At 64.0% G+C, this 25,723-nt stretch carries 27 protein-coding genes; 16 read left to right on the plus strand and 11 right to left on the minus strand.

Annotated features, from left to right (window positions below):
* Window positions 1-30: 30 nt before the first annotated feature.
* The 3 genes from proC to SS05631_RS11325 all read right to left on the minus strand — a co-directional run bounded on the left by proC (window position 31) and on the right by SS05631_RS11325 (window position 2,064).
* Window positions 31-849, minus strand: coding sequence for a pyrroline-5-carboxylate reductase (gene proC, locus SS05631_RS11315; RefSeq protein ID WP_037415054.1), 819 nt, complete (start codon window positions 847-849; stop codon window positions 31-33).
* 1 nt (window position 850) lies between these two features.
* Window positions 851-1,351: a YbjN domain-containing protein gene (locus tag SS05631_RS11320; RefSeq protein WP_037415051.1), complete on the minus strand. Its 501-nt coding sequence runs from the start codon at window positions 1,349-1,351 to the stop codon at window positions 851-853.
* 428 nt (window positions 1,352-1,779) lie between these two features.
* Window positions 1,780-2,064: an accessory factor UbiK family protein gene (locus SS05631_RS11325; RefSeq protein WP_037415293.1), complete on the minus strand. Its 285-nt coding sequence runs from the start codon at window positions 2,062-2,064 to the stop codon at window positions 1,780-1,782.
* Window positions 2,065-2,247: 183 nt separating this feature from the next.
* Here SS05631_RS11325 and lgt point away from each other — a divergent pair, with 183 nt between their 5' ends.
* The 6 genes from lgt (at window position 2,248) to SS05631_RS11355 (ending at window position 8,520) form a co-directional block, all read left to right on the plus strand.
* Window positions 2,248-3,093, plus strand: a complete 846-nt coding sequence (gene lgt / locus SS05631_RS11330) for a prolipoprotein diacylglyceryl transferase (RefSeq protein WP_037415048.1) — start codon at window positions 2,248-2,250, stop codon at window positions 3,091-3,093.
* 12 nt (window positions 3,094-3,105) lie between these two features.
* A complete protein-coding gene (locus tag SS05631_RS11335; RefSeq protein WP_037415045.1) occupies window positions 3,106-4,209 on the plus strand; it encodes a class I SAM-dependent methyltransferase in 1,104 nt (367 codons plus the stop codon).
* A gap of 219 nt (window positions 4,210-4,428) precedes the next feature.
* The gene (gene pgeF, locus SS05631_RS11340) at window positions 4,429-5,223 is read left to right on the plus strand and encodes a peptidoglycan editing factor PgeF (protein ID WP_037415042.1); all 795 of its coding nucleotides are present in this window, start codon (window positions 4,429-4,431) and stop codon (window positions 5,221-5,223) included.
* 1 nt (window position 5,224) lies between these two features.
* Entirely contained in the window at window positions 5,225-6,376 is a 1,152-nt protein-coding gene (locus tag SS05631_RS11345; protein WP_037415040.1) for a Xaa-Pro peptidase family protein, read from the plus strand.
* 99 nt (window positions 6,377-6,475) lie between these two features.
* Complete coding sequence (locus SS05631_RS11350) at window positions 6,476-7,384, plus strand: hypothetical protein (RefSeq protein WP_037415039.1); 909 nt, start codon at window positions 6,476-6,478, stop codon at window positions 7,382-7,384.
* A 203-nt stretch (window positions 7,385-7,587) separates the two neighbouring features.
* Window positions 7,588-8,520: a ribose-phosphate pyrophosphokinase gene (locus tag SS05631_RS11355; protein ID WP_037415037.1), complete on the plus strand. Its 933-nt coding sequence runs from the start codon at window positions 7,588-7,590 to the stop codon at window positions 8,518-8,520.
* A 63-nt stretch (window positions 8,521-8,583) separates the two neighbouring features.
* On the opposite strand, the gene SS05631_RS11360 is transcribed toward SS05631_RS11355, so the two are convergent.
* The 3 genes from SS05631_RS11360 to SS05631_RS11370 form a co-directional block, all read right to left on the minus strand.
* Complete coding sequence (locus SS05631_RS11360) at window positions 8,584-8,952, minus strand: DUF779 domain-containing protein (RefSeq protein ID WP_083853898.1); 369 nt, start codon at window positions 8,950-8,952, stop codon at window positions 8,584-8,586.
* A gap of 126 nt (window positions 8,953-9,078) precedes the next feature.
* Window positions 9,079-10,587 carry an aldehyde dehydrogenase gene (gene adh, locus SS05631_RS11365; RefSeq protein WP_095677979.1) on the minus strand — a complete coding sequence of 503 codons (1,509 nt, stop codon included), beginning with the start codon at window positions 10,585-10,587 and terminating at the stop codon, window positions 9,079-9,081.
* A 236-nt stretch (window positions 10,588-10,823) separates the two neighbouring features.
* The gene (locus SS05631_RS11370; protein ID WP_037415009.1) at window positions 10,824-11,780 is read right to left on the minus strand and encodes a helix-turn-helix domain-containing protein; all 957 of its coding nucleotides are present in this window, start codon (window positions 11,778-11,780) and stop codon (window positions 10,824-10,826) included.
* Window positions 11,781-12,010: 230 nt separating this feature from the next.
* On the opposite strand from SS05631_RS11370, the gene SS05631_RS11375 reads away from it, so the two are divergent.
* The 5 genes from SS05631_RS11375 to pth all read left to right on the plus strand — a co-directional run bounded on the left by SS05631_RS11375 (window position 12,011) and on the right by pth (window position 18,299).
* Window positions 12,011-13,192: a benzoate/H(+) symporter BenE family transporter gene (locus SS05631_RS11375; RefSeq protein ID WP_037415007.1), complete on the plus strand. Its 1,182-nt coding sequence runs from the start codon at window positions 12,011-12,013 to the stop codon at window positions 13,190-13,192.
* 154 nt (window positions 13,193-13,346) lie between these two features.
* Window positions 13,347-13,961 carry a 50S ribosomal protein L25/general stress protein Ctc gene (locus SS05631_RS11380; protein ID WP_037414999.1) on the plus strand — a complete coding sequence of 205 codons (615 nt, stop codon included), beginning with the start codon at window positions 13,347-13,349 and terminating at the stop codon, window positions 13,959-13,961.
* A 257-nt stretch (window positions 13,962-14,218) separates the two neighbouring features.
* A complete protein-coding gene (locus SS05631_RS11385) occupies window positions 14,219-16,585 on the plus strand; it encodes an EAL domain-containing protein (RefSeq protein ID WP_037415015.1) in 2,367 nt (788 codons plus the stop codon).
* 24 nt (window positions 16,586-16,609) lie between these two features.
* Window positions 16,610-17,344: a transporter substrate-binding domain-containing protein gene (locus SS05631_RS11390; RefSeq protein WP_037414996.1), complete on the plus strand. Its 735-nt coding sequence runs from the start codon at window positions 16,610-16,612 to the stop codon at window positions 17,342-17,344.
* 235 nt (window positions 17,345-17,579) lie between these two features.
* Window positions 17,580-18,299: an aminoacyl-tRNA hydrolase gene (gene pth / locus SS05631_RS11395; RefSeq protein ID WP_037414994.1), complete on the plus strand. Its 720-nt coding sequence runs from the start codon at window positions 17,580-17,582 to the stop codon at window positions 18,297-18,299.
* Window positions 18,300-18,314: 15 nt separating this feature from the next.
* On the opposite strand, the gene clpS is transcribed toward pth, so the two are convergent.
* Window positions 18,315-18,626: an ATP-dependent Clp protease adapter ClpS gene (gene clpS, locus SS05631_RS11400; protein WP_037414992.1), complete on the minus strand. Its 312-nt coding sequence runs from the start codon at window positions 18,624-18,626 to the stop codon at window positions 18,315-18,317.
* Window positions 18,627-18,800: 174 nt separating this feature from the next.
* On the opposite strand from clpS, the gene ychF reads away from it, so the two are divergent.
* The 3 genes from ychF to SS05631_RS11415 are packed head-to-tail and all read left to right on the plus strand — an operon-like array spanning window position 18,801 to window position 20,853.
* Window positions 18,801-19,904 carry a redox-regulated ATPase YchF gene (ychF, locus tag SS05631_RS11405; protein WP_037414990.1) on the plus strand — a complete coding sequence of 368 codons (1,104 nt, stop codon included), beginning with the start codon at window positions 18,801-18,803 and terminating at the stop codon, window positions 19,902-19,904.
* 29 nt (window positions 19,905-19,933) lie between these two features.
* Window positions 19,934-20,383, plus strand: coding sequence for a MaoC family dehydratase (locus SS05631_RS11410; protein ID WP_037414987.1), 450 nt, complete (start codon window positions 19,934-19,936; stop codon window positions 20,381-20,383).
* Window positions 20,383-20,853 (plus strand): MaoC family dehydratase, encoded by a 471-nt coding sequence (locus tag SS05631_RS11415; protein ID WP_083853895.1) that lies wholly within the window; start codon window positions 20,383-20,385, stop codon window positions 20,851-20,853. Before SS05631_RS11410 ends, SS05631_RS11415 begins: the two co-directional genes overlap by 1 nt.
* A 31-nt stretch (window positions 20,854-20,884) precedes the next feature.
* Here SS05631_RS11415 and SS05631_RS11420 read toward each other — a convergent pair whose 3' ends face one another.
* Window positions 20,885-21,427, minus strand: a complete 543-nt coding sequence (locus SS05631_RS11420; protein WP_037414984.1) for an adenine phosphoribosyltransferase — start codon at window positions 21,425-21,427, stop codon at window positions 20,885-20,887.
* Window positions 21,428-21,728: 301 nt separating this feature from the next.
* Between SS05631_RS11420 and SS05631_RS11425 the strand changes: the two genes are divergently transcribed.
* Window positions 21,729-21,914, plus strand: coding sequence for a DUF1059 domain-containing protein (locus SS05631_RS11425; RefSeq protein WP_037414981.1), 186 nt, complete (start codon window positions 21,729-21,731; stop codon window positions 21,912-21,914).
* Window positions 21,915-21,931: 17 nt separating this feature from the next.
* Here SS05631_RS11425 and SS05631_RS11430 read toward each other — a convergent pair whose 3' ends face one another.
* From SS05631_RS11430 to SS05631_RS11440, 3 genes are read right to left on the minus strand one after another with little or no spacing between them, the layout of a single operon-like run.
* Complete coding sequence (locus SS05631_RS11430; protein ID WP_037414978.1) at window positions 21,932-23,191, minus strand: CCA tRNA nucleotidyltransferase; 1,260 nt, start codon at window positions 23,189-23,191, stop codon at window positions 21,932-21,934.
* Entirely contained in the window at window positions 23,188-23,820 is a 633-nt protein-coding gene (locus tag SS05631_RS11435) for a CoA pyrophosphatase (protein ID WP_037414975.1), read from the minus strand. Before SS05631_RS11435 ends, SS05631_RS11430 begins: the two co-directional genes overlap by 4 nt.
* Window positions 23,817-24,440, minus strand: coding sequence for a DUF1285 domain-containing protein (locus SS05631_RS11440; protein WP_037414971.1), 624 nt, complete (start codon window positions 24,438-24,440; stop codon window positions 23,817-23,819). Before SS05631_RS11440 ends, SS05631_RS11435 begins: the two co-directional genes overlap by 4 nt.
* 266 nt (window positions 24,441-24,706) lie before the next feature.
* Between SS05631_RS11440 and SS05631_RS11445 the strand changes: the two genes are divergently transcribed.
* A complete protein-coding gene (locus tag SS05631_RS11445) occupies window positions 24,707-25,720 on the plus strand; it encodes a MoxR family ATPase (RefSeq protein ID WP_037414967.1) in 1,014 nt (337 codons plus the stop codon).
* Window positions 25,721-25,723 lie beyond the last annotated feature (3 nt).

The following is a 25,723-nucleotide window of genomic DNA, read 5'->3' on the forward strand; positions in this document are numbered from 1 at the left end:
CAAAATACCTTTGGAAATCCGGCCGGCCGCTTAACCGGCCAGTTCTTCGGCGCGCTTGCGCGCTGCCGCGATGGCCTTGTCGAAAAGCGGCTGCATGCCGTCGTCCGCCATCAGGACGGCGAGTGCGGCGGCGGTCGTGCCGCCCGGCGACGTGACGTTCTGGCGAAGGCGTGCGGCGTCGTCGGGGGACTGATGTAGGAGTTCACCAGCCCCCGCGACGGTTTCCCGAGCGAGCCGCATGGCAAGGTCCGCCTGGAGGCCGAGCTTACGCCCAGCCTCCGCCATGCACTCGACGAGATAGAAGACGTAGGCCGGTCCGCTGCCGGAAACCGCAGTCACTGTATCGATGTCGGCTTCGCTGGCAACCCATTCGACCGGCCCGCTGACCTTCAGGAGATCATGAACCAGCCCGCGTTGCTTTTCGGTCACGCGGGCATTGGCGAAAGCGCCCGTGACGCCGCGACCTATCATGGCCGGCGTGTTCGGCATCGCCCGCACGGTCGCCGCTTCGCCGAGATGGCGCTCGATGAAAGCAAGCGTCTTGCCGGCCGCGACGGAGACGATCACTGTGCCGGATCCGACGAGCCCCTTCAGCGGCGGGAGTGCCGCTTCCATGACTTGCGGCTTGACGGCGAGAAAGATCACACTTGCCTTGACGCCCTGCGGGACGGCGGCCGCATGAGCCACGCCGTTTTCGGCGATGAGTTTTTGCATGGCCGGGGGTGGGCCCGGATCGACGACGAGAACATCGCCGCCGCTGACACCGCTCTTGATCCAGCCGCCGAGCATGGCGCCGCCCATGTTGCCGGCGCCGACCAGGACGATGGGACCGGAAACGGCGATGCTCATCTCATGCCTCCCCAACAGTCGCGAACAGGACAGTATCGACGGCGCGCTGCGCGTCCATCCCGGACCAGACGACGAATTGGAACGCCTGGAAATAGGTTTCGCAGGCGTCGAGCGCGCTCGACAAAAGCACTTCCACCTGCCGGTTTGTCGGCTCGGCGCCTCCGGCAAGCAACAGAGATTGCCGGAAGATGATGACCTCTTCTTGGCGCCAGAGATCGAAATGTCCCATCAGGACCTGGCCGTTGATCTGGGAGAGCAGGCGGATCACCTCGTTGACGCGGCTATCCGGAACCTTGATGTCGAAGGCGCAGGCAAGATGCAGCGCCTCGAACTCCTCCATCCAGGAAAAGGAAACGTGATAGTCCGCCCACCGGCCCTCGACCGTCATGGCGATCTCGTCCTCGCCCGACCGCTCGAAGGACCAGTCATTGTTGGCGGCGACGAACTCGATCATATCGACCGGGTTGGACTGGCGCTCGACTTCCATTTCCAAAAGGCTCATGCATCACCCTAAAGGCACGGCGCAAGGCGCGCGAGGTCACGTTCACAAGACGCAACGCTGCAAACCCGACACCGGATACCGACACACTCTGATTGCTGGACCTGCGGTTATCCTGGCTTACTTACCCTGCCCGGAGCTTGCGTGGCCCGTTTCGAATCATCATTTAAAATCAGTGTATAACGGCAGAGTCACCCTGCCAGCCCCTGAGCCGAAAAATTGCAGGGAAGACCTCTCGTCGCGTTAGGATTTCGATTCAGCGGGGATGCTTAAACGACTCTGCGATAAGGGTTTTTTGGCAGTGTCCACAGGTGGAAAACTTTTCAGCTTTCATTAACCCTGAAGCTGACGCAGCGACTGCCGCGTGAAAAGGTGACTCGGCTGCGGAGAAGCAGCTCGAAGGCGGCATCCAATCGTATGCTGGCCGGAAATTACTTGCCGGTGGTGATGTCGCCGACCGGTTCTGTCGCGGCAAGGCGCGCTTCGAGCGCTGCGATCCGGGCGAGCAGGGCGTCGTTTTCGTCGCGCGCCCTGGCAGCCATCTCCTTGACGGCTTCGAACTCCTCGCGCTTCACCACGTCGAGCGAATTCAGCCAGCCTTCGGCCTGGGCGCGAAAGGCCGTCTCGACCTCCCGCCGTACGCCCTGGGCCGCACCGGCAGCATCCGTCATCAATCTCGCAAGATCATCGAGAATGCGGTTGGCCCCTGTGCTCATCGTATTCGTCTCCATTTCGCTCGCGCCCCATGGGCGAGCCCTGTCATTTTCAGGTAGGGTCGCGCGCACGAGGATGCAAGGAAAATCAGAGCCTGAAACGGGAAGAACGGGAGAGCCGCTTGACCCCGCCTGCTTCGATCGCCATGTTCCGCCCAACCGATAGGCCCGGCATGAGAGAAGACCTTGGAAACACTTGCTACCCGCCTCGCCATTCTCCCCTTTCCCGAAATCGATCCCGTCATCTTCACGATCGGGCCCCTCGCCGTCCACTGGTATGGGCTGGCCTATGTCGCCGGGATCCTGCTCGGCTGGTTCTATGCCCGACGCCTGGTCCAGAATGCCCCGCTCTGGCGCAACGATACCGCCCCTCTCACTCTGGCGCAGCTTGATGATTTCCTGCTCTGGGCAGCCGGCGGCATCGTGCTTGGCGGGCGCCTTGGCTACATTCTCTTCTACGATCTCGGCTCGGTGCTGCAGGACCCGATTCGGGCCGTCGAAATCTGGAACGGCGGCATGTCCTTCCATGGCGGTCTTCTGGGCACGACGCTGGCGATGATCGTGTTTGCCCGTAGGAACGCCATTCCCGTCTGGAGCCTGTTCGACGTCGTCGCCGCCGTCGTGCCGATCGGCCTTCTCTTCGGCCGCATTGCCAATTTCGTCAACGGCGAGCTCTGGGGCCGGCTTTCGTCCATGCCGTGGGCGGTCGTCTTCCCGACCGGAGGGCCGTTCCCGCGCCACCCGAGCCAACTTTACGAGGCTCTTCTCGAGGGCGTCCTGCTTCTCGTCGCCCTCGCCTATTTCGTCTATCGCAGCAAAGCCCTGAAGACGCCCGGCTTCGTCACCGGCGCCTTTGCCTGCGGTTACGCCTTAAGCCGCATTTTCGTCGAATTCTTCCGCGAACCGGACGCGCAGATCGGCTATCTTGCCGGCGGCTGGCTGACCATGGGCATGGTGCTCTCGCTGCCGCTGGCTCTCGCCGGGATCTGGGCGATGGCGCGGGCGCGCAGGGCGGCAACCGCAGCCGCATAACTGGACTGGTGCATGACGAATCCTCTCGCCGACAAGATCAAGGCGCTGATCAGGACCAATGGGCCGATCAGCGTCACCGACTTTTTTTCCCTCTGCCTGGCGGACCCGCAATACGGTTACTACCGCGTTCGCGAGCCGTTCGGACGGGAGGGCGATTTCACGACGGCACCGGAAATCAGCCAGCTCTTCGGGGAAATGATCGGCATATTCCTGGTTCACGCCTGGCAGGAGCACGGTTCTCCCAGCGAGCCGATCATCGCCGAGATCGGGCCGGGCCGCGGCACGATGATGGCGGATATGCTGCGCGTCCTCCGCCGCCTAGCGCCGGAGCTTTACCAGACCGCCGAGGTTCATCTCGTCGAAACCAGCGAAAGGCTGCGCAAGGTGCAGGCCGAAACGCTCGCCGGTCATGAAGGCAAAGTCCATTGGCATGCAAGCTTCGACAGCTTGCCCGCGGGCTTCCTGCTTCTCGCCGCAAACGAGCTATTCGATGCGATCCCGATTCGCCAGTTTGTGAGAACCGCACAGGGGTTCCGCGAACGCATGGTCGGGCTTGATGCCGACGATGAGCTGGCCTTTGCCGCCGGTGTGGCGGGCATCGATCCCTCCCTGCTGCCGACGCCGGTGCAATCGGTCGCCGAAGGCACGATCTTCGAGGCCGCCCCGGCGCGAGACGCGGTGATGGCCGCGCTTTGCGAGCGCCTGCGTGCGAACGGCGGGACGGCGGTCCTCATCGACTATGGTCATCTCTCGACCGGCTACGGCGACACGCTGCAGGCCGTCCGCAACCACCGGTACGATCCTCCGCTCGCCAACCCGGGACTTGCCGACCTCACCAGCCATGTGGATTTCGAACAACTGGCGCTGCGCGCCAAGGCGGAGAGCGTGCAGGTGAACGGCCTCGCGCATCAGGGTGACTTTCTGGTCGGTCTGGGCCTGCTCGATCGGGCGGCGGCCCTCGGCCGCGACAAGGATGCGGCGACTCAGGAAAGCATCCGCGACGATGTCGAGCGGCTTGCCGGTGCCGGTGCCGCAAAGATGGGCGAACTGTTCAAGGTGCTGGTCGTCAGCAGCCCTGAAGTCGCCCTGGTGCCGTTCCGCAAAAAGGCGCGCTGACGCGCGGGAAAACGCACATTTCCAGCCGGTGCAGGCTCTTCGCTTTCTGGTCGCGAGAGGGAATGGCCGGGAGGGATCAGGACCTCGTCTCGACGTTCCGCAATTGACAGTTCTGGCCTGCCGGGCCAACATCGCCCGGCAAATCAGCCGCAAATCATCGGGCCAGACGCGCCCTCACCCCAACGCGAAACCACGAAGATTCGAGGGCGAGAACACCGAATGCAGGACGATGCCTCGCTCTCACCCGTGCAGAGCCCGCTCTTCGGCGCCGAGGCGGGGCCAGAGATCGCCCATGGCTACTTCACCCGCAAGGGCGGCGTTTCCGAAGGCATCTATCGCGGCCTCAATGTCGGCCTCGGCTCCCATGACGATCGCGAGCGCGTCGCCGAAAACCGGGCCCGAGTCGCCAGCTGGTTCGATGCCGAGCCGCGACGTCTTGCAACGGTTCACCAGATCCATTCCCCCGATGCGATCATCGTCGACGACAGCTACGACGGCGCGCGTCCGGACGCCGATGCGCTGGTGACGGCGACGCCGGGCATCGTCCTCGGCGTGCTTTCGGCCGATTGCGGACCCGTGCTCTTCGCCGACCCGAGGGCGCGCGTCATCGGCGCCGCCCATGCCGGTTGGAAGGGCGCGCTCGGCGGCGTTCTCGAAAGCACGATCGATGCAATGGTCTCGCTCGGCGCGCGCCGGGAGCGCATCGTCGCCTGTCTCGGACCGTCGATCAGCCGCCAGCATTACGAGGTCGGCCCGGAATTCGTCGAACGTTTCATGTCCACCGACGACAGCTACGCGGCGTTCTTCAGGCCGTCCGGCCGCAACGGTCATGCGATGTTCGACCTGCCCGGGCTCACGGTCCGCCGGCTCGTCGCGGCCGGTGTGACGGCGGAAAACCTCGATATCTGCACCTATGCCGACGAGGACCGCTTCTTCTCCTATCGCCGCACCACGCACCGCCAGGAGCCCGACTACGGGCGGCAGATATCCGCAATTTGCATACGGGAGGCTTGAGATGGCGCTTCACTTCGCCGAAGAGGAATATGCATCGCGCCTGAGACGGCTCACGGCCAAGATGCAGGAAGAGCGGCTCGATGCCGTCCTTCTCTTCGCGCAGGAGAGCATGTATTGGCTCACCGGCTACGACACCTTCGGCTATTGCTTCTTCCAGACGCTGGTCGTCAAGCAGGACGGCTCGATGGTGCTGCTAACCCGGTCGGCCGATCTGCGCCAGGCGCGCCACACGTCGAATATCGAGCGCATCGAGATCTGGGTGGATCGCGTCAATGCCGATCCCGCCATGGACCTCAAGAACCTGCTCAGCGAGCTCGACCTGCTCGGCTGCCGCATCGGCGTCGAATACGACACGCATGGCATGACCGGCAGGACGGCCCGTCTCGTCGACAACCAGCTGTCGACCTTCGGCGAGCTGATCGACGCATCGATGCTCGTCAGCCGCCTGCGCCTCGTCAAGAGCCCGGCCGAAATCGTTCATGTCGAAAAGGCCGCGAGCCTTGCCGACGACGCACTCGACGCGGCCTTGCCGCTGATCCGCCCCGGCGGCAGCGAGGCCGATATCCTCGCCGCCATGCAGGGCGCCGTCTTTGCCGGCGGCGGCGACTATCCGGCCAATGAATTCATCATCGGCTCGGGCGCCGACGCGCTGCTCTGCCGCTACAAGGCCGGCCGGCGCAGTCTCGATGCCAGTGACCAGTTGACCCTCGAATGGGCCGGCGTCAGCGCCCACTACCATGCGGCAATGATGCGCACGATCGTCGTCGGCGAGCCCACCAACCGCCATCGCGAACTTTACAGCGCCTGCCGCGAGACGATCCAGGCAATCGAAATGGTGCTGAGGCCCGGCAATACCTTCGGCACCGTCTTCGACGTGCATGCGAGGATCATGGACGAGCGCGGCCTCGCCCGCCACCGCCTGAACGCCTGCGGTTATTCGCTCGGTGCCCGCTTCTCGCCCTCCTGGATGGAGCACCAGATGTTCCATGTCGGAAACCCGCAGGAGATCGAGCCGGACATGTCGCTCTTCGTGCACATGATCATCATGGATTCCGACAGCGGCACCGCCATGACGCTCGGCCAGACCTATCTGACAACCACCGAGAGCCCGAGGCCGCTGTCGCGCTACGGACTGGACTTCATATCTGCGTAAGGAAATCGTCCTATGCTTTCCGGCGAGAAATGAAAGGCAGCACGGCAGTCGGCTTTCCGACCGCCGGCCTCGCCGAGTTCGAGCCAGACGGTGGGAACGATGCGCAAGCAGATCATGCCTATCGCAAGCCTTGGTCTTGCCGCAGCCATTGCCGGCTGCAACACCACCGACGCCCTGATCCCGCAAGTGGACGTCGGCGGAGGAACCTTCCGCTCGCCGCCGGTGACCCAGTCCGATCTCGAAGCCATGTCCACGCAGACCGCCGTGATGCCGGTCGAAAGCGTGCCGCCAAGCCGCACCGCAGCCTTCGCAGCGCAGCCGAACATTTCCGTCCCGCCGACCCACTACGCGACGAGCCACACCGACTACACGGATCCCGCCGGCACGCTCGAGGCGCAAGCCAGCCGCCTCGCCGAAGGCGTGGCACCGGTGCAGACCATGCAGCCCCAACCGTCGGTGCCAGAAAATCTGCCGCCGCAGGCAGAAAATCCGCCGCCCCAGGTCGAAAGTCAGCGGGCGCAGGCGAGAAACGTGGCGCCGCCGGAGGAAGAAAGCGCAGAGCAGCCGGCGCAGCCTGACGTCGCGGCCGCAGCGGAGAAGACGCAGCAGGCTGCCGCTTCGCCGGCTCCGACGGCGACCGGTGCCGGCGGCATCCGCTTCCTGCCGATCATCGGCGCTCCGGTTCAGGCCGTCACGCCCCTCTCGAAGCAGCTCGGCGCCTCGGCCCGGGCGCAGGGGATCACCATCAAGAGCTCCACCGACACGTCGAGCGACCATATTCTCAAGGGCTATTTCTCGGCGCTCAACGACAGCGGCAAGACGACGGTCGTCTATGTCTGGGACATTCTCGACGGCGGCGGCAATCGCCTGCACCGCATCCAGGGGCAGGACACGGTGGAAAGCAGCGCTGCCGAACCCTGGAGCGCCATTCCGCCGGAAACAATGCAGGCGATCGCCGAAAAGACGATCGACGCCTATCTCGAATGGCGTCAGTCCCAGCGCGGTTGACGCAAAGATTTTAGGATAATAGGCGCTGCGCCGCAGCAATCCCCTTGCATTCACCTTCAAGGACGCTAAAAAGCGGCCGATCAGCTCTGACAGCGGCCATCGCAGCGATTGCCCGCGATCGGAATGGCTCAGGGATTTTGCGCGGACGATCCTGCCCCGGACTGGACCGGACGGTGGCCGCGCCAGCTCAAGGCGGACCGTCTATGAAGGTTTTCGCAGGCAATTCGAACCGGCTGCTGGCCGAAGCGATCTGCAACTATCTCAACCTGCCGCTCGGCAGAGCCACCGTGCGGCGCTTCGCCGACCAGGAAATCTTCGTCGAGATCGGCGAGAACGTGCGCGGCGAGGATGTGTTCATCGTCCAGTCGACCTCCTTCCCCACCAACGATCATCTGATGGAACTGCTCATCATGATCGACGCGGTCCGCCGCTCCTCCGCCCGCCGCATCACCGCCGTGCTTCCCTATTTCGGGTATGCCCGCCAGGACCGCAAGCCCGGACCGCGCACCCCGATCTCCGCCAAGCTGGTCGCCAATCTGATCACCGAAGCCGGCGCCGACCGCGTCCTCACCCTCGATCTCCACGCCGGCCAGATCCAGGGCTTCTTCGACATCCCGACCGACAACCTCTATGCGGTTCCGATCCTGGCCCGCGACGTCAAGGAGCACTACGACCTCAAGAACGTCACGGTCGTTTCGCCGGACGTCGGCGGCGTCGTGCGCGCCCGGGCGCTTGCCAAGCGCCTCGACTGTCTGCTGGCGATTGTCGACAAGCGTCGCGATCGCCCCGGCGAATCGGAGGTCATGAACGTCATCGGTGACGTCCATGGCAAGGATTGCATCCTGATCGACGACATCGTCGATTCCGGCGGCACGCTCTGCAACGCCGCCGAGGCGCTGCTCAAGAACGGCGCCACAAGCGTCACCGCCTATATCACGCACGGCGTGCTTTCCGGCGGCGCGGTCGCCCGCGTCACCTCATCGATGCTGAAGGAACTGGTGATCACCGATTCCATCCAGCCGACGACGGCGGTGCAATCGGCCCACAATATCCGCGTGATCTCGACCGCCGGCCTAATCGGCGAAGCCATCAGCCGCACCAGCCAGGAAGAATCGGTGTCGAGCCTTTTCGACTGAGAGCGGAACGTCCGACTTCAGCCAATCACAACGCCGGCTCTAACTGCCGGCGTTTGTTTTTGACTACGGAACGGCGCAGGCCTCGCCGCCTCCAAAGAGCCGCGAGCTGGTGAGGAAGCGCTTCTCGCGGCCATTGTCGAGCGAGAACATCCCGCCCCTGCCCGGCACCACATCGATGATCAGTTGGGTGTGCTTCCAGACCTCATGCTGACTGGCGCTGATATAGACCGGCACGCGGTCGGTCTCGCCGAGCTTCACGTCGTTGTCACCGACGATGTAGTCGTCTGCCGGGTAGCACATCGGGGACGAGCCGTCGCAGCAGCCGCCTGACTGATGGAACAGGATCTCCGGATGATCGGCGCGGATTTCGCGGATGAGTTCGATCGCCGCGTCGGTCGCAAGCACGCGCGGCTCGCCGATTGTTTCCGTCATCATTCTCTCCTTCCTGAAAAGCCGGCATGCTCCCGGTGGAACGCCACCGGGAGCATGCCGGGAGGATCGCCGGCACCAGCGGGACGAGCGGTTTACCGCCATCCCGCTCCAATTCTGGGGCGGGTATCAGAAGAAGCCGAGCGCCTCGGGGCTGTAGCTTACCAGCAGGTTCTTCGTCTGCTGGTAATGGTCGAGCATCATCTTGTGCGTCTCGCGGCCGATGCCCGATTGCTTGTAGCCGCCGAAGGCGGCATGCGCAGGATAGGCATGGTAGCAGTTGGTCCAGACACGGCCGGCCTGGATCTCGCGGCCGAAGCGGTAGCAGCGGTTGGCATCGCGGCTCCATACGCCGGCGCCGAGGCCATAGAGCGTGTCGTTGGCGATCGCGAGCGCCTCCTCCTCGGTCTTGAAGGTCGTCACCGACACGACCGGGCCGAAGATTTCCTCCTGGAAGATGCGCATCCTGTTGTGCCCGCGGAACACCGTCGGCTTGACGTAGTAGCCGCCCGAGAGATCGCCCTCGAGCACGTTGCGCTCGCCGCCGGTCAGCACTTCAGCGCCCTCCTGCCTGCCGATGTCGATATAGGAGAGGATCTTCTCGAGCTGCTCGCCCGACGCCTGCGCACCGATCATCGTCGCACTATCGAGCGGATTGCCCTGCCTTATTGCTTCGACCCGCTTCAGCGCCCGCTCCATGAAGCGGTCATAGATGCTTTCCTGGACCAGCGCCCGGCTCGGGCAGGTGCAGACCTCGCCCTGGTTGAGCGCAAACATCGCAAAGTCTTCGAGCGCCTTGTCGAAATAGTCGTCGTCCTCATTGAGCACGTCGGCGAAGAAGATATTCGGCGACTTGCCGCCGAGTTCGAGCGTCACCGGGATGAGGTTCTGGCTGGCGTACTGCATGATCAGCCGGCCGGTCGTCGTCTCGCCGGTAAAGGCGATCTTGGCGATGCGCGGGCTGGTCGCCAGCGGCTTGCCCGCCTCCAGGCCGAAGCCGTTGACGACGTTGAGCACGCCCGGCGGCAGCAGATCAGCGATCAGTTCTGCGAGCACGAGGATCGAGGCCGGCGTCTGCTCGGCCGGTTTCAGGACGACGCAGTTGCCGGCCGCAAGCGCCGGCGCCACCTTCCAGGCGGCCATCAGGATCGGGAAATTCCAGGGAATGATCTGTCCGACGACACCGAGCGGCTCGTGGAAATGATAGGCGATGGTATCGTGATCGACCTCGCCGATCGACCCTTCCTGTGCCCGGATGCAGGCGGCGAAATAGCGGAAATGGTCGATCGCCAGAGGAATGTCGGCGGCCATCGTCTCGCGGATCGGTTTGCCGTTGTCCCAGGTCTCGGCCCGCGCCAGAAGTTCCAGATTGTCCTCCATCCGCGCCGCGATCCTCATCAGGATGTTGGAGCGCTCGGTGGTCGAGGTCCGGCCCCATTTCTCCTTCGCGGAATGGGCGGCATCGAGCGCCAGCTCGATATCGGCGGCATCCGAACGGGCCACCTGGCAGAGCGTGCCGCCGGTGACGGGAGTGGTATTGTCGAAATAGCGGCCGGCCACCGGCTCGCGCCATTCACCGCCGATGAAATTTCCGTATTTGTGCTTGAACGGGTTATCGAGAATCTTCTGATGCAGCATGGCTTCCTCCCTTGGAAAAACAGCACTCCAATCTGCTGTGGAGGAGAGTGAAGCCGGATGGAGATTTGCGGTAGGGTGCCGCGGCACGCGGCTTCGCCGTGTGTTTCAGAATTGAGACAGGTGGCCCCCGCTATCGCACGTCATTTGAGTTTTGCCCCTCATCCCGCTGCCGCGACCTTCTCCCCGCATGCGGGGAGAGGGCTAGTCCTCGGGTTAAACCCGAGGAGAGGGGCATCTCAATTAAGCGAAAGCCGCTTCATTTTCCGATAGAGCGTTGCGCGGCTGATTCCGAGCAGATCGGCGGCCATCGACACGTTGCCATTGGTCCGCGACAAGACGCGTCGCAAGGCCGCCCTTTCAGCATCGGGCAATTCGCGCGCCTCGCTGGAGGCCCGCTCCTGGAGCAGGTCGGTGGCCGGAATGCCGGTGGCGATGCGCTTGTCGTCGAGCCCGAGCCACTGCCGGGCCGCTCGCGTCGCGCCGAGCACAAGGTCGTCACGGTCGACGGCGAGCAGAGCCGGCCCTGCCCGATCGGCCGGCACGAGCACGATCCGCGCTTCGGCAAAGGCGCGCCGGAAGAGGTTTGCCTCGATGCGAGCGGCAGCATCGCGCACTGCCTGCGAAAGGATCGCGAGCGTCGCCTCGGAAGCGTCGTCGCGGCAGGTGGATATGTCGAGCGCCGCGGCAAGCCGCCCGGCCTCGTCCCGGATCGGTGCGGTCGCACAGCTCAGACCGATATTGCGGCTCAAAAAATGCTGATCGCGATGTATGACGACTGGGCGCTCGTCGGCAATCGCCGTACCGATGCTGTTGGTTCCGACGCTCGCCTCGCTCCACACGGTGCCCGACCAGAGACCGACGCCGCGGAAATCCGCATCGTCCCCGCCTGCCCCGCGCCGTTCAAGCGCAATCCCCTTCTCGTCGGTGAGCAACAGGCAGCATCCGGCCTTGACGACCACGCCGAACAGCCGGTCGAGTTCGCCGACCGCTTCCGCAATCAGCACCCCCGAGCGTTCGCGCGCCTGCCGAAACTCGCCATCGGAGAGCCGCGAGGGCAGACGCGCCTCTTCGGGGGCGAGGCCGTGCAGGGTCAGGCAGCGCCGCCACGAAGCGGCGACCGGCGAACTGACGGCGGCTGCCGATTGTTGCGCGGTCCTGTAGACGTGTTCCGTATGGTCTCTGACTGCTGGCATTCGCTCCCTCCCTGAAAGCGTCCTCCGGCCATGGATCGCCTGCACCCGTCTCCCCGTTCGGTGCACCGCGTTGGCGGCCACTATAAACAGAGGTCCCGCGGCCGGTCCAGGCAGACGAAGGTCGTGCAAGCACCCCCTCCTACAAGACGTTGTTGGGCGGTACCGAGCGGGCCTGCGATGTGCTACGCCGTCGGGCAACTCTTGTGACTCGCCCGAGACCCCGGTTGCCCATGCTTCGTGATTTCTCCGTCCAAAGCCTCTTCATGGGCGTGCTGATCGCCTTCGTCGGCTTTGCCAGCTCCTTCGCCGTCATCCTGCATGGCCTTGCCGGCGTCGGCGCCACCGAGGCCCAGGCGGCCTCGGGTCTGATGGCGCTCTCCGTTTCCATGGGTGTCTGCGCGATAGTCGTCAGCATCGTCACGCGGCTACCCGTCAGCATCGCGTGGTCGACACCCGGCGCGGCGCTGCTGGCGACCTCCGGTTCCGTTCCAGGCGGCTTCAACGCGGCCGTCGGTGCCTTCCTTGTTTGCGGCCTGCTGATCGTCGTCGCCGGGCTGTGGAAGCCGCTCGGCCGCATGGTGTCGGCCATTCCTGCAGCTCTGGCGAACGCCATGCTCGCCGGCGTGCTCCTGAGCCTCTGCTTCGCCCCGGTGAAAGCGATCGCCTTCAATCCGCTCTTCGGCCTGCCGATCGTCCTCGCCTGGGCGATCGTCGGCAGCGTCAACAAGCTCTATGCCGTTCCCGCAGCGCTTCTCGCCTTCGTCGGCGTGATCGCCCTCGGCGTCGAGATGCCCGAGACCGCCTTTGCGCAACTATCGTCCGCTCTCGTGCCGAAGGCTGAATTCGTCCCGCCGGTCCTCAATGCGGCGGCGATGATCAGCATCGCCCTGCCGCTCTTCATCGTCACCATGGCGTCGCAGAACATTCCCGGCATCGCCGTGCTGAAGGTCAACGACTATCACCCAAACCCCGGCCCGCTCTTTGCGGCGACCGGGCTTTTCTCGCTGTTCAGCGCACCCTTCGGCGGCCACGCCGTCAATCTCGCGGCGATCACCGCCGCCATGTGCGCCGGGCCCGATTCCCACCCGGACCGCAACCGCCGGTATTGGTCGGCGATCATCGCCGGCATCGCCTATATCGTCTTCGGCCTGCTCGCCGGCGCCGTTACCACCTTCGTCAGCCTGGCGCCGCCGGTGCTGATCGAAGCGGTCGCGGGCCTAGCGCTCATCGGCGCCCTTTCGAACTCCGCCGTGGCCGCCTTCACGGAGGCCCGGACCCGCGAAGCCGCCGCCATCACTTTCCTCGTCACCGCGTCCGGTGTCAGTTTTGCCGGCGTCTCCGGCGCCTTCTGGGGCCTGATCGGCGGTGGCCTGATGCTCGCGCTCGCACGTTTCTCCCGGCGCAAAGGTTGAGAGGCGCGGCGTGCCTTGCATTTCGGCCCGTTCTCGGCTATGGACCCCGCGTCCGCGCAGACACCCTTGGAGGCAACGCGGATGGAACCGCCATGCGGTTTCAGGTTTTTCCGCTTTACGGACGAACTCTCCAAATAACCAGAAAGGTCTATCCATGAGCCAGACTTACGAGCTCAAGGCCGAGACGCGCGAACGGGTTGGTAAGGGGTCCTCCCGTGAACTTCGCCGCAACGGTCTTATCCCTGCTGTCATCTACGGTGACAAGCAAGCCCCGCTTTCCATCGCGCTTTCCACCAAGGAAGTGACGATGAAGATCCACGCCGGCGGTTTCATGACCACCGTCGCAACGATCGACGTCAACGGCGAGAAGATCCGCGTCCTGCCGAAGGACTATCAGCTGGATCCGGTTCGCGACTTCACCATGCATGTCGACTTCCTGCGTGTCTCGAAGGGCAGCCAGGTGTCGGTCCAGGTTCCGGTCCACTTCGAAAACGAAGAGAAGTCCCCGGGTCTCAAGCAGGGTGGCACGCTGAACATCGTTCGCCACGAAGTCGAACTGAACGTTTCCGCCGACAACATTCCGGATTTCCTGAGCGTCGATCTCAGTGGCCTCAAGATCGGCGACACCGTCCACATCTCGGACGTCAAGCTTCCGGCTGGTACGACCCCGGTGATTTCCGACCGCGACTTCACGATCGCCACGATCGCCGGCCGCGCGCAGGAAGTTGAAGCAGAAGAAGAAGCAGCCGAGGGCGAAGCGGAAGCTTGATCCGCGACTGCCGCAACGGCTGCCGGCCCTTACGGCCACAACATTCGAGAGCCCGTCCCAATCCTGGGACGGGCTTTTTGCTTTCATTGTGCACCGCACACGGACCGCGGGCTGACGCCGCGGCTTATGAAATCTCGGCGTGCAATTTCAACAACATTTAAGGTTTTGATGATGTTCTGCACGCGAGGGACATGGGCGTGGCAGTGCAAGAGTATCCGAATGTCGAGAGTGATGACGTCCGCCGGCGGGAGCATCCGATGATGCACTCGGTGGAAAACCGGTTTATTGCGATCATCTGCGGCGCGATGCTTGTATTCGTGGCGCCCCTCTTGGCACTGTTCCTCGCCATATCCGGCGAGCGCGTTGCGCGGGAGCGCCTGCAGAACGTCGAACTGCTGATGGAAACCAGCGCCGAAGCCCTTGGCAAGCCGATCTGGGACTTCGACCAGGACGGCATCAAGCGGATCGCTCTTTCGCTGATGAACGCCACCGATATCGACGCCGTCACGATCCGCGACACGGCGGGAAACGTCCTTGCCCAAGTGCCTCCGGGCAAGCTTGACGCCGCAGCCGGCAAGCCCTTGGAAACGGCCATCTCCTATGACAGCGTCAAAGGCCCGGTGCCCGTCGGCGCTTTGACCGTCGTCGTCCCGCCCTCCGGCCTGCTGCTACGCTTCAGCAAGGACGAGTGGACGATCCTCGGCATCCTTCTCTTTGCCGTCGCGACGGTCTTCGCTGCGGCACTGATCGGCAACCGCTTCATCGTCATCCGGCCGCTGATGCGGCTCACCGCTGCAGTCGAAGCGACGCGGCGCCTCGGATCGCGCCACCGGGTCGACTGGAACGCGGATGACGAGATGGGCGCCTTGGCCGGCAACTTCAACGCGATGCAGGACCGGCTCGAGCGCGAGGAACAGGAGCTGAAGAGCGCCCATGCCCGTGCAACGGAGACCTACAACCTGACGCCGGCCATGCTCTTTTCCCTCGACGCCGCGGGCCGGCTGACGGCGGTCAGCGACTACTGGCTACTCGCGACCGGATATCGCCGCGACTCGGTCATCGGGCGCAGCTTCACTGATTTCATCGATCCCTCATGGCACGACGCCTACCATCAGCGCACAAAAGCGACAGCGCGGGACGGTCACGACGTCAGCGACTCGACCCTGCCCTTCCGCAAGGCGGATGGCGAGTTCATGACGGTGCTCATCCTGGAAACGGAAACGAGCGGCGGAGAAATTTCGCTTTCGGTGATGACCGACGTCACCGCCTTGAAACAGGCCGAGAGCCGCAACCATACCCAGGCGATCACCGATCACCTGACCGGACTCTTGAACCGGCAAGGATTCGAAAACGCGCTGGACGAGGCGATCCTGAGCGCCGACCAGTGCGGCATGCAACTTGCCTGCCTGTTCATCGATCTCGATCGCTTCAAGTGGATCAACGACAATTTCGGCCACGCCGCCGGCGATGCGGTCCTGCGCCAGACGGTGGAACGCATTCGGGCAGCGCTTCGGCCCGAGGATGTGATCGCGCGGCTCGGCGGCGACGAGTTTGCCATCTTGATTGCCGCAACGGATGTCGCAGCCCTGGCAAGCGAGATCGGCGAGAGCATCTGCGCGGCGCTGCACGAACCGATGCCGATTGCCGGCAACGAGCTCTTCGTCAGCGCCAGTGTCGGCGTCTCGGTCTACCCGACCCATGCCTCCGGCGCCTCCGACCTGTTGCTCAAGGCCGACATGGCGATGTATGCCCGCAAGCGCGACGGCAAGAACGGTCTGCAGATTTTCGACGCCGGCATGCTCGACGCCGCACGCGAGCGCCACGAGATCGAACAGTGCATCGAGGCCGGTCTCAAGGAAGATTGGTTCGAGGCCTGGCTGCAGCCGATCGTCAGCCTCGACGACGGGCAGATTGTCGGCTTCGAAGCGCTGGTGCGGCTCAATCATCCGGAAAAGGGCCTGATTCCGCCGGGCAAGATCATCGGCATTGCCGAGGAGACCGGCACGATAGGCCGCATCGGCGACTGCGTGCTCGAAAAGGCGATCCGCCATCTCGCCGCCATCTCCGAACTGGACGGCACCCAAGGCACCTATCTCGCCGTCAATTTCTCGCCATTGCAGTTCGAGCTGACGTTGCCTCACAAGCTCGCCGCGCTCCTGCTCAAACATCACATTTCGCCGCAGCGCATCGTCGTCGAGATCACCGAAGCGGTGCTGATGCTCGACAATCCGGAAGTCCATTCGGTGTTGAAGCAGCTGAATGAATTCGGTTGCCGCATCGCTCTCGACGATTTCGGCACCGGCTACTCGTCGCTTAGCTACCTCAACCGCTTCCCGGTCGATATCGTCAAGGTCGACCAGTCCTTCACACGCTCCTTGAGCTCGCCAGCCGCCGACGTCCGGCGCAAGAGCCGAATGTTGATCAAGGGCATCCGGACGATCTCCCACCAGATGGGCTGCACGGTGGTCGCCGAAGGCATCGAGGCGAACGAGCAGTGGCAACTCCTGCGCAAGCTCGGTGTGGATTATGGCCAGGGCTATCTCTTCAGCCGGCCGATGCCGATCGACGGTATGCTGACCATGCTGGAAAACGAATCCGAAGCCAAGACCAGTGCTCGTCTCTAGCCGGGAGCCAGAAGGAGTTATGGCGTGAAACACTTGATCTTGGCATTTTCCATCGGTCTTTCCGCCGCTGCCCACGCCGAGACGATCCATTTCGTCACCGAGGAGTACCCGCCCTACAATTTCTCGACCCCGAACGGCGCGAGCGGCGCCTCGGTCGACCAAATCGCCCTGATCATGAAGGCCGTCGAGCTCCCCTACGAGATCGAAGTCCTGCCTTGGGCGCGCGCCTTTGCGCTTGCCGAAAGCGAACCCTTCCACTGCGTTTTCACGACCGGTCACGACGCCGAGCGGGACAAGAAGTTCAGATGGATCGAACCGCTTCTCGTCGACCAGATGATCATGGTGCGTCACAGGCATTCGGCGATCGAGCTACGGACGCTGGATGAGGCCAAACAGTTCATCGTCGGCACCCAACGCGAGGACTTTTCCGCCAGCTATCTGAAAGAGCATGGCTTCCAGAGGATCGACTATGCCTCCAGCCTCGATTCGACGCTCAGGAAGCTGATCGCCGGCCGCGTCGACCTGATGATGACCTCCGAAAAGACCTTCGAGACGATGCGGGCCGAAGGCAAGCCTGTCGAGGCGGCGCTGGTGCTTGAAGGCAAGCAATACGGTATTGCCTGCCACATCGACACGCCCGACGAGATCGTCAGCCGCATGCAGGTCGAACTCAACCGCTTGATCGCCACGGGAAGCCAGGATCGGATCTACGAGCAATACGGCCTTCGTCCGGACGGAATAAAGCAGGCGGCCAAATAGAGATTGACTTGCCCGGCCGACGGTGTTTGGGGTTGAGAGACGGGTTTTGCCCCTCTCCTCGGGTTTAACCGAGGACTAGTCCTCTTCCGGCGCGCGGAGAGAGGGACTGGGAGAGCGCGGCGAACCCCTTCTCCCCGCGAGCGGGGAGAAGGTCACGGCAGCGGGATGGGGGGCAAGCATTCCACTCTCCGCATGACCATCGTCGGTGAAGCAGGAACCATCAGGAGTTTGCCGCATGCTGATCATCGCGGGACTTGGCAATCCGGGGTCGAAATACGCCGGCAACCGCCACAATATCGGCTTCATGGCGGTGGATGCCATCCAGCAGCGTCAAGGCTTTCCCTCCTGGTCGAAGAAATTCAAGGCGGAGATCGCCGAGGGCGAGATCGGCGGCGAGCGCGTCCTGCTGATCAAGCCGCAGACCTTCATGAACCTTTCCGGCGAAGCGGTCGGCGAAGCGATGCGCTTCTACAAGCTCGCGCCGAAGGACATCGTCGTCATCTATGACGAGCTGGATCTCCCTGCCGGCAAGGCGCGGATCAAGACCGCCGGCGGCCATGGCGGCCACAACGGCATCAAATCGATCGACGCCCATTGCGGCAAGGAGTACCGCCGCCTGCGCCTCGGCATCGGCCATCCGGGCGTCAAGGACCTGGTACATGCGCATGTGCTCGGCGATTTCGCCAAGGCCGATCAGGCCTGGCTTTCGGCCCTACTCGATACCATCGCCGACAACGCCGGCATGCTCGTCAAAGGCGAGGACTCGCAGCTCATGAACAAGATCGCCCTTGCCACCGGCGGCAAGCCCGACACGCAAGAGCCGCAGGCGAAGAAGCGGGTCGCCGCTCAGTCCCATATCCACCAGGCCCGCAACGCCGCGCAGCCGAAAAAATTGCCGGCGACGGGACCGATGGCCGACATGCTGAAGAAGATGTTCGGCCCCAAGGGGGACTGACGGACGGGCCGGAACTCACTCCTCCGGCTCGGTCGTGAACATCAGGGGGAAGCCGGCTTCCTTGCCGAGATCGGTCGCTTCCTTCGCCTTGGTCTCGGCGATGTCCCGGGCGCAGACCACGACGACCGAGGTGCCCAGCTTGTGAGCGGTCATCATCACTCGATAGCCGGTCTCCTCGCTCATGCGAAAAATGGCCTTCAACACCATCACCACGAAGTCACGCGGCGTGTAGTCGTCGTTGACGAGGATGACCTTATAGAGCCGCGGCCGCTCGAGCTTGGGCTTCACCTTCGTTTTTCGTTTTGGGGCGACTTCATTGTCACTCATCGGAACCTGCACCCGTCGATGACATGCGATGGAAAAAATCCAGTATCGCGCCTGCAGTACCCGCATTCAAGTCGAAGCCGGCCAAGTCCACCCAATGCGCGCGAAGCGCTTGACCGCCTCGCTCCTTTCCCCCATAGCCACGGCCAAGAAATTCGAGAACGACAGGTTTAGGCCATGGGCTTCAAATGCGGTATCGTCGGGCTGCCGAATGTCGGCAAGTCCACACTCTTCAACGCGCTGACCAAGACGGCGGCAGCGCAGGCGGCAAATTATCCCTTCTGTACGATCGAGCCGAATACCGGCGAGGTCGCGGTGCCGGACGCGCGCATGCGCAAACTCGCCGACATCGCCAAGTCTAAGGAAATCATTCCGACCCGCATCTCCTTCGTCGACATTGCCGGCCTGGTGCGCGGCGCCTCCAAGGGTGAAGGTCTCGGCAACCAGTTCCTCGCCAACATTCGCGAGGTGGATGCGGTGGTGCACGTACTGCGCTGCTTCGAGGACGACGACATCACCCATGTCGAGGGCCGCATCCATCCGGTCGAGGACGCCGAGACGATCGAGACCGAGCTGATGCTCGCAGACCTCGAGAGCCTGGAGCGGCGCACCGAACAGACGCGCAAGCGCGCCACCGGCAAGGACAAGGAATCGATGGCGCAGCTTCCGATCATGGAGGCGTCACTGAAGCTCCTGCAAGAAGGCAAGCCGGTGCGCACGCTGTTGCCGAAGCTCGATGCCGAGGAGCTGCGCATTCTTCAGGGGCTGAATCTCCTCACCGCCCACCCGGTTCTCTACGTCTGCAACGTCGCGGAGGCAGATGCCGCAGCGGGCAACGAGCACACCCGCGCCGTTGCCGAGATGGCCAAGGCGCAGGGCGCCGAAACCGTCGTCATCTCCGCCGCGATCGAATCCGAGGTCGCCCAACTGCCGGAAGAGGAGGCCAAGGAATTCCTCGGCGCTCTGGGCCTCGAGGAGGCCGGCCTCGACCGGCTGATCCGAGCCGGCTACAAGCTGCTCGACCTCATCACCTATTTCACCGTCGGCCCCAAGGAGACGCGCGCCTGGACGATCCCGCGCGGCACCAAGGCGCCGCAGGCGGCCGGCGTCATCCATTCGGACTTCGAGCGCGGCTTCATTCGCGCCAACACGATCGCCTATCACGACTACATTGCCTGTAACGGCGAGACCGGCGCCAAGGAGGCCGGTAAGGCCCGCGACGAAGGCAAGGAATATGTCGTCCAGGACGGCGACGTCATCCACTTCCGCTTCAACACGTGACGTGCGCAGGAGGCGGCCCGGAGGTTGGCATGCTCTATTTCGAGGACTTCACGCCGGGGCGGCGCTTTGACTATGCGCCGGTTCGGATGCAGGCCGCAGACATGATCGCCTTTGCCGGCGAGTTCGACCCGCAGCCGATGCATCTGGACGAAGAAGCCGGCAGGCGCAGCATCCTTGGCGGGCTTTCCGCCTCCGGCTGGCATACCAGCGCTATCGGCATGCGGATGATGATCGACGCCTTCCTCGGCCATTCGTCCTCGCAGGGCTCGCCCGGCATCGACTTCATGGACTGGAAGAAGCCGGTGCTTGCAGGAGACGTGCTTTCCGGATTCAGCCTCGTCCTGGAGGCGCGCCCTTCGAAGTCGAAGCCGCAGATCGGTCTCGTCAAGTTCCGCAACGAAATCAGCAATCAGAGCGGGGCGCCGGTTGCTGTCTCCGAATGTTCGATCATGTTTCGGCACCGCGCGGGTGGGCGCTGATGATGACGCTCGAAGAACTCTATGCGGCCGGCCGCAAGACCATGATCGGCAGCCTGGCATTCACGGCGGAGGACATCGTCCGTTTCGCACGCGACTTCGATCCGCAGCCCTTCCATCTCGACGAGGAGGAGGCAAGGCGCTCGCTGTTCGGCGGCCTTTGCGCCTCAGGCTGGCACACCAGCGCCGGCTGGATGCAGTGCTTCGTCCGTTTCTGGGCCGGCGAAGCCCGGCGGCTGGCCGCAGAGGGGCTGCATGCTCCCCGGCTCGGCCCGGCTGCCGGTTTCCGCGAGCTTCGCTGGCTGAAACCGGTCTATGCCGGCGACACCGTTACCTATGCCGTCACGCTCCTCCAAGCCCGCGCCCTCGCCTCCCGCCCCGGCTGGCGCATCAACACGATCCTGTGCGAGGGCGAAAACCAGCATGAGGAGCCGGTGATCCGCTTCGAAAGCAAGGTCCTCGAATTCACCTGAGCACGCGAGCGCCGGGCGCCCGCCCCCTCACTCAGTGCCCCTCGAACTCGATCAGCGTGCGGACCTTGACGCCTAGCGCCTCGAGCTTCTTGCGACCGCCGAGCTCCGGCAGGTCGATGATGAAGCAGGCGGCGACGATGTCGGCGCCCATCTGCTGCAGGAGCTTGGTGGCGCCCTCGGCGGTTCCGCCGGTGGCGATAAGATCATCCACCAGGATCACCTTCTCGCCGGGTTCGATCGCATCCTTGTGCATCTCCATCTCGTCCACGCCATATTCCAGGCTGTAGGCGATCCTCACCGTTTCGTGCGGCAGCTTGCCCTTCTTGCGGATCGGCACGAAGCCGGCCGACAGCTGATGCGCAATTGCACCGCCCAGAATGAAGCCGCGCGCTTCGATCCCGGCGATCTTGTCGACCTTGGTTCCGGCATAGGGGTGGACGAGTTCGTCGATCGCCCGCCGGAACGTCTTCGGATTGCCGAGCAGAGTCGTGATATCGCGAAAGACGATGCCGGGCTTCGGATAGTCCGGAATGCTCCGGATGGCGGAAATCAGTTCCGATTGGACAGCGAGCATGGTGTGGAAGCGGCCTTTCAAGTCTGGAGGTGGCAAAGCCATAGCACCATCGCGCCGCATGTTCACAGGGTTTCTTTGCGCAACTGGCCGGGCCGGAACAATTTGGCCGAACCTCCGGTTGATGTTACCCTTGCCCATGGACAGATCCCGACGGCGGCTCTGTCAGTTGCATTGATGACTGAGCGGGATGAGACGATCTCGGCGTCTTTCTGACCGCATCCCGCTCCGAACTTCTTGGATGAGATCACGCTGCATTTCGCCCGATGCGAAAGCATGCCGATCCAGAGAAAGGAGGAACACCATGCGCCTGTTCGAATGCGGTTCTCTCGTTCCGGGTTGCCCCTGGCATACCCGCGCCGACAACGACGCGGAAATCGTCCGCCGTGTCGTCGAACACATGCGGGACACCCATGGCGAGACGGTGATCCGCGAAAACATGATCGACAATATTAAGGCTCGCATCGTCGACGAAACCCAGGCCGCCTGACGCGCCGCCCTTTCGCCTCAGCCGGAACGCAGCTGGGCTTCCAGCCGGGCGACGAGCGTCGCCCGGTCGACATTGAAGTTGCGCTCGATCCAGAAATTCTCGAGTTCCGCCAGCAGTTCCCCGATCTTTGGTCCGGCGGGAACGCCGGCCTTCAGGACATCGGCCCCGTTCACGGGGAAGACGGGACGCTGCCACTTCTCCGCCCGTGCCAACAGCCGCTGGTAGGCGGCTGTCTCGGCGAGAAAGGCCGGATCGGTTTCCGATTTGCGCCGCGCTGCAGCGAGCGAAAGCTTGAGGCGTGCGATGATGCCCTCGGCACCGTTCCGGTAAAGCGTGCGATCGAGCGCTGCGTCCGCGAGCGTGGCGGCAATGGCCGGCGCCTCGGCAAAGCGGGCGAGAAAGGCCGCCTCCGTTTTCGACAGGCGCAGCCGCGCCGCCATCGCCTCGAGCCGCCCCGCATCGGGCGGAACGATTGCGGCAAGCCGCAGAAGCGGCTCCGGCGTCCAGGCAAAGACCTTCTCGGCGGCAATCAGGCCCGGCACTGCATCGATCCCCCATTTTTCGGTTTCAGGCAGGACCTCGCCGAGCACGCCTGCCTGGCGCATCCAGAGAAGGGCGCGGCCGGGATCCTCCGCGGCAAGCAGTTTCTTCATCTCGCCCCAGACGCGCTCGGCCGAGAGCGTCGCGATCCTTGCTCGTGCCTGCGCGCAGGCCCTGAGCCCCTCCGCATCCGGGCGGCCCTGCCCGTAATGGGCAAAGAAGCGGAAGAAGCGCAAGATACGCAAATAATCCTCCGCAACCCGCTCGGCGGCGCTGCCGATGAAACGCAGGGTGCGGCTCTCGATATCGGACAGGCCGCCGACATAGTCGAATATCTCGCCTCCGGCGTCGGCATAGAGGGCGTTGATCGTAAAGTCGCGGCGCTCGGCATCCGCTTTCCAGTCGGTGCCGAAGGCGACCTCGGCGCGGCGGCCGTCCGTCGCAACGTCGCGGCGCAACGTCGTCACCTCATGGGGAATTCCGTCGATCACCAGCGTGACTGTGCCGTGCTCGATCCCCGTCGGCACCGCCTTGATGCCGGCGCTCTCCGCCCGCGCCGCCACATCCTCCGGCTGCCAGGTTGTCGCCAGGTCGACATCCCCCACCGGCAGACCGAGCAGGCTGTTGCGGACGGCGCCGCCGACGACCCGCACCTCGCCGCCCTCGGCATTCAAAAGCTCGAAGACGCGGCGCAGCGATGGAGCCTGAAACCAGTGCTCGGCGGCGATAGATATCATGCATAAAGCCTTTCATAGAGCATGCGGACGATGCCGGCGGTGATCCCCCAGATGTTCCGCTCGCCATAGGGCATCCGGTAGAAATGCCGCTCCGCACCCTCCCAATGGCGGCTTCCGCGGCCGTGATTGCCGGAATCCATGAGGAAAGAGAGCGGCACTTCGAAGACGCTCTCGACCTCTTCGGGATTGGGCACGAGCTCGAAACCGGGCTGGACAACGGCCAGCACCGGGGTGATGCGGAAGCCGGACAATGCCATGTAATGCGGCAGGCGGCCGATTGTCTCGACGAAACGCGGATCGAGCCCGATCTCCTCCTGCGCCTCCCGCAGCGCCGCCACCTCGATCGAGTGGTCCTCGGGATCGACGGCGCCTCCCGGAAAGGCCACCTGGCCCGAGTGCTTGCGCAGATGCGAGGTGCGCTGCGTGAAGATGACGCTCGCATCGTCACCGTCGTCGACCACCGGTACGAGCACCGCGGCGTCCTTCAGATGCAGCGACTCGAGATGGGGCACGATGCCGGGATTGAGGAGAAAGTCGCCGTGATCGCGCCAGGCGGTCTCGATCGGGCCGCCCGTCTGCTTGAGCGCACGGCGACGGAACTCGTCGGCGGAGAAAATCGGACGGCTCATCGCGACAGCGCTTCCAGCTCGGCCGCCGGCATGACCGGGAAGACGGCCCCCGCGGATCTGACGCAGAACGTCTCGACGCCGTCGATCAGGGCGGTCTCGCCAAGTTCGACGATCTCGTACATGACCGGACGGGAAACGAGCGCCTCGAGGCGTCCGCGCACGTGCAGATAGGGCTTCAGCTCGCGGTTGTCGCCATGGATGACGAAGCGCAGCGGATGCTCCGGCCCCGCCTCGACCACGTCGCCGACATTGGTGCGGAAGGTGACCACGGTCTCGCCCTCCCTTGCCGTGACGCTCATCTCGACGGCGATGAAGGGCGCATCGGCGACGCGGATGCCGACTTTTTCCACCGGAGTGACCAGATAGGTCCTGCCGTCGTCGTCCTTGCGCAGCACCGTGGAAAACAACCTCACCAGCGGCTGGCGGCCGATCGGCGTGCCCATGTAGAACCATGTTCCATCGGCGCGGATTTCCATGTCGATGTCGCCGCAGAATGGCGGGTTCCAGCGCTCGACCGGCGGCAGCCCTCTCGCTTCGCCTCCCGTCTGGCTGGCAGCGCGGGCAATTAACGCGGCAAGACCCGCCGCATCTCCCGTCTGCTGAATCTTGGTCTCTGCCATCGTTCTGTCCCGTTTGGCCCCAATCTTCCTCGGAGGCGTCGCGTGTTCAAAGGCGTGCGGGATGTTCGTCAGCGGTTACGAGCACCTTGACCGCACTTCGCGCTTCGCAGAGAAGCACTTAGTATGCTTCAGGGCTTCTTGAAGCTCACGAGATAGTGCGTTGGCGGCGGCTTGTCAGCCGTCTGCCAGGGTCTAAATTGAAAAAAGGGAACCGGACGCCGGGTGATGCCGAATCGGGTTCGACACGCACGAGCGGGAGACAGGCGATGAGTGTGATGAAAACCGCGGCCGAAGCGGCCGACGAGAAGGCGATCGTCGCCGCCGCGGAAGCGGCTCGCGGGGAGATAGCGCTCATCCGGACGGAGGTCGGCAAGGTCATCTTCGGCCAGGAAAACGTCGTCGAGCAGACGCTGCTGGCGGTGCTTTCCGGCGGCCACGCGCTGCTCGTTGGCGTGCCGGGTCTCGCCAAGACCAAGCTCGTCGCGACGCTCGGCACCGTGCTGGGGCTTGCCAACAGCCGCATCCAGTTCACGCCGGACCTGATGCCCTCGGATATTCTGGGCTCCGAGGTGATGGACCAGGATCAGGCCGGCCACCGCTCTTTCCGCTTCATTCCCGGTCCGATCTTCACCCAGCTCCTGATGGCCGACGAAATCAACCGAGCCTCTCCGCGCACCCAATCGGCGCTGCTGCAGGCCATGCAGGAATATCACATCACCATTGCCGGCGCCCGCAAGGACCTGCCGCATCCCTTCCACGTGCTCGCGACCCAGAACCCGCTTGAGCAGGAAGGCACCTATCCGCTGCCGGAAGCCCAGCTTGACCGCTTCCTGATGCAGGTCGACGTCGGCTATCCGGAGCTTGCCGCCGAACGGCAGATCCTGCTGGAGACAACCGGCGTGACCGAGATCGAAGCCCGCCCGGTCATCAACGCCGAACGCCTGCAGCAGCTTCAGCATCTCATTCGTCAGATGCCGGTTGGCGAAAAGGTGGTCGATGCCATCCTGTCGCTCGTCCGCTCCGCCCGCCCGGGCAACGGCAATCCGGCCACCGACAAGAACGTCGCCTGGGGGCCGGGTCCGCGCGCCGGCCAGGCCCTGATGCTCTGTGCCCGCGCTCGCGCTCTCTATGACGGCCGGCTGGCGCCCTCGATCGACGATATTCTCGCGCTTGCCGAGCCAGTGCTGCAGCACCGCATGGCGCTGACCTTCGCGGCCCGCGCCGAGGGCATGACCGTGCGGGACGTCATCGCCGACCTGGTGAAGCGAGCCAAGGGATAGCGC

Origin of the sequence: Sinorhizobium sp. CCBAU 05631 (assembly GCF_002288505.1) — a bacterium.
Taxonomy (GTDB): domain Bacteria; phylum Pseudomonadota; class Alphaproteobacteria; order Rhizobiales; family Rhizobiaceae; genus Sinorhizobium; species Sinorhizobium fredii_C.

Coding starts and splice junctions, on each gene's coding strand:
- proC (WP_037415054.1), bottom strand. CDS start 849: ATGAGCATCGCCGTTTCCGGTCCCATCGTCCTGGTCGGCGCCGGCAAC.
- SS05631_RS11320 (WP_037415051.1), bottom strand. CDS start 1,351: ATGAGCCTTTTGGAAATGGAAGTCGAGCGCCAGTCCAACCCGGTCGAT.
- SS05631_RS11325 (WP_037415293.1), bottom strand. CDS start 2,064: ATGAGCACAGGGGCCAACCGCATTCTCGATGATCTTGCGAGATTGATG.
- SS05631_RS11335 (WP_037415045.1), top strand. CDS start 3,106: ATGACGAATCCTCTCGCCGACAAGATCAAGGCGCTGATCAGGACCAAT.
- pgeF (WP_037415042.1), top strand. CDS start 4,429: ATGCAGGACGATGCCTCGCTCTCACCCGTGCAGAGCCCGCTCTTCGGC.
- SS05631_RS11345 (WP_037415040.1), top strand. CDS start 5,225: ATGGCGCTTCACTTCGCCGAAGAGGAATATGCATCGCGCCTGAGACGG.
- SS05631_RS11350 (WP_037415039.1), top strand. CDS start 6,476: ATGCGCAAGCAGATCATGCCTATCGCAAGCCTTGGTCTTGCCGCAGCC.
- SS05631_RS11355 (WP_037415037.1), top strand. CDS start 7,588: ATGAAGGTTTTCGCAGGCAATTCGAACCGGCTGCTGGCCGAAGCGATC.
- SS05631_RS11360 (WP_083853898.1), bottom strand. CDS start 8,952: ATGACGGAAACAATCGGCGAGCCGCGCGTGCTTGCGACCGACGCGGCG.
- adh (WP_095677979.1), bottom strand. CDS start 10,587: ATGCTGCATCAGAAGATTCTCGATAACCCGTTCAAGCACAAATACGGA.
- SS05631_RS11370 (WP_037415009.1), bottom strand. CDS start 11,780: ATGCCAGCAGTCAGAGACCATACGGAACACGTCTACAGGACCGCGCAA.
- SS05631_RS11375 (WP_037415007.1), top strand. CDS start 12,011: ATGCTTCGTGATTTCTCCGTCCAAAGCCTCTTCATGGGCGTGCTGATC.
- SS05631_RS11380 (WP_037414999.1), top strand. CDS start 13,347: ATGAGCCAGACTTACGAGCTCAAGGCCGAGACGCGCGAACGGGTTGGT.
- SS05631_RS11385 (WP_037415015.1), top strand. CDS start 14,219: ATGATGCACTCGGTGGAAAACCGGTTTATTGCGATCATCTGCGGCGCG.
- pth (WP_037414994.1), top strand. CDS start 17,580: ATGCTGATCATCGCGGGACTTGGCAATCCGGGGTCGAAATACGCCGGC.
- clpS (WP_037414992.1), bottom strand. CDS start 18,626: ATGAGTGACAATGAAGTCGCCCCAAAACGAAAAACGAAGGTGAAGCCC.
- ychF (WP_037414990.1), top strand. CDS start 18,801: ATGGGCTTCAAATGCGGTATCGTCGGGCTGCCGAATGTCGGCAAGTCC.
- SS05631_RS11410 (WP_037414987.1), top strand. CDS start 19,934: ATGCTCTATTTCGAGGACTTCACGCCGGGGCGGCGCTTTGACTATGCG.
- SS05631_RS11415 (WP_083853895.1), top strand. CDS start 20,383: ATGATGACGCTCGAAGAACTCTATGCGGCCGGCCGCAAGACCATGATC.
- SS05631_RS11420 (WP_037414984.1), bottom strand. CDS start 21,427: ATGCTCGCTGTCCAATCGGAACTGATTTCCGCCATCCGGAGCATTCCG.
- SS05631_RS11425 (WP_037414981.1), top strand. CDS start 21,729: ATGCGCCTGTTCGAATGCGGTTCTCTCGTTCCGGGTTGCCCCTGGCAT.
- SS05631_RS11430 (WP_037414978.1), bottom strand. CDS start 23,191: ATGATATCTATCGCCGCCGAGCACTGGTTTCAGGCTCCATCGCTGCGC.
- SS05631_RS11435 (WP_037414975.1), bottom strand. CDS start 23,820: ATGAGCCGTCCGATTTTCTCCGCCGACGAGTTCCGTCGCCGTGCGCTC.
- SS05631_RS11440 (WP_037414971.1), bottom strand. CDS start 24,440: ATGGCAGAGACCAAGATTCAGCAGACGGGAGATGCGGCGGGTCTTGCC.
- SS05631_RS11445 (WP_037414967.1), top strand. CDS start 24,707: ATGAGTGTGATGAAAACCGCGGCCGAAGCGGCCGACGAGAAGGCGATC.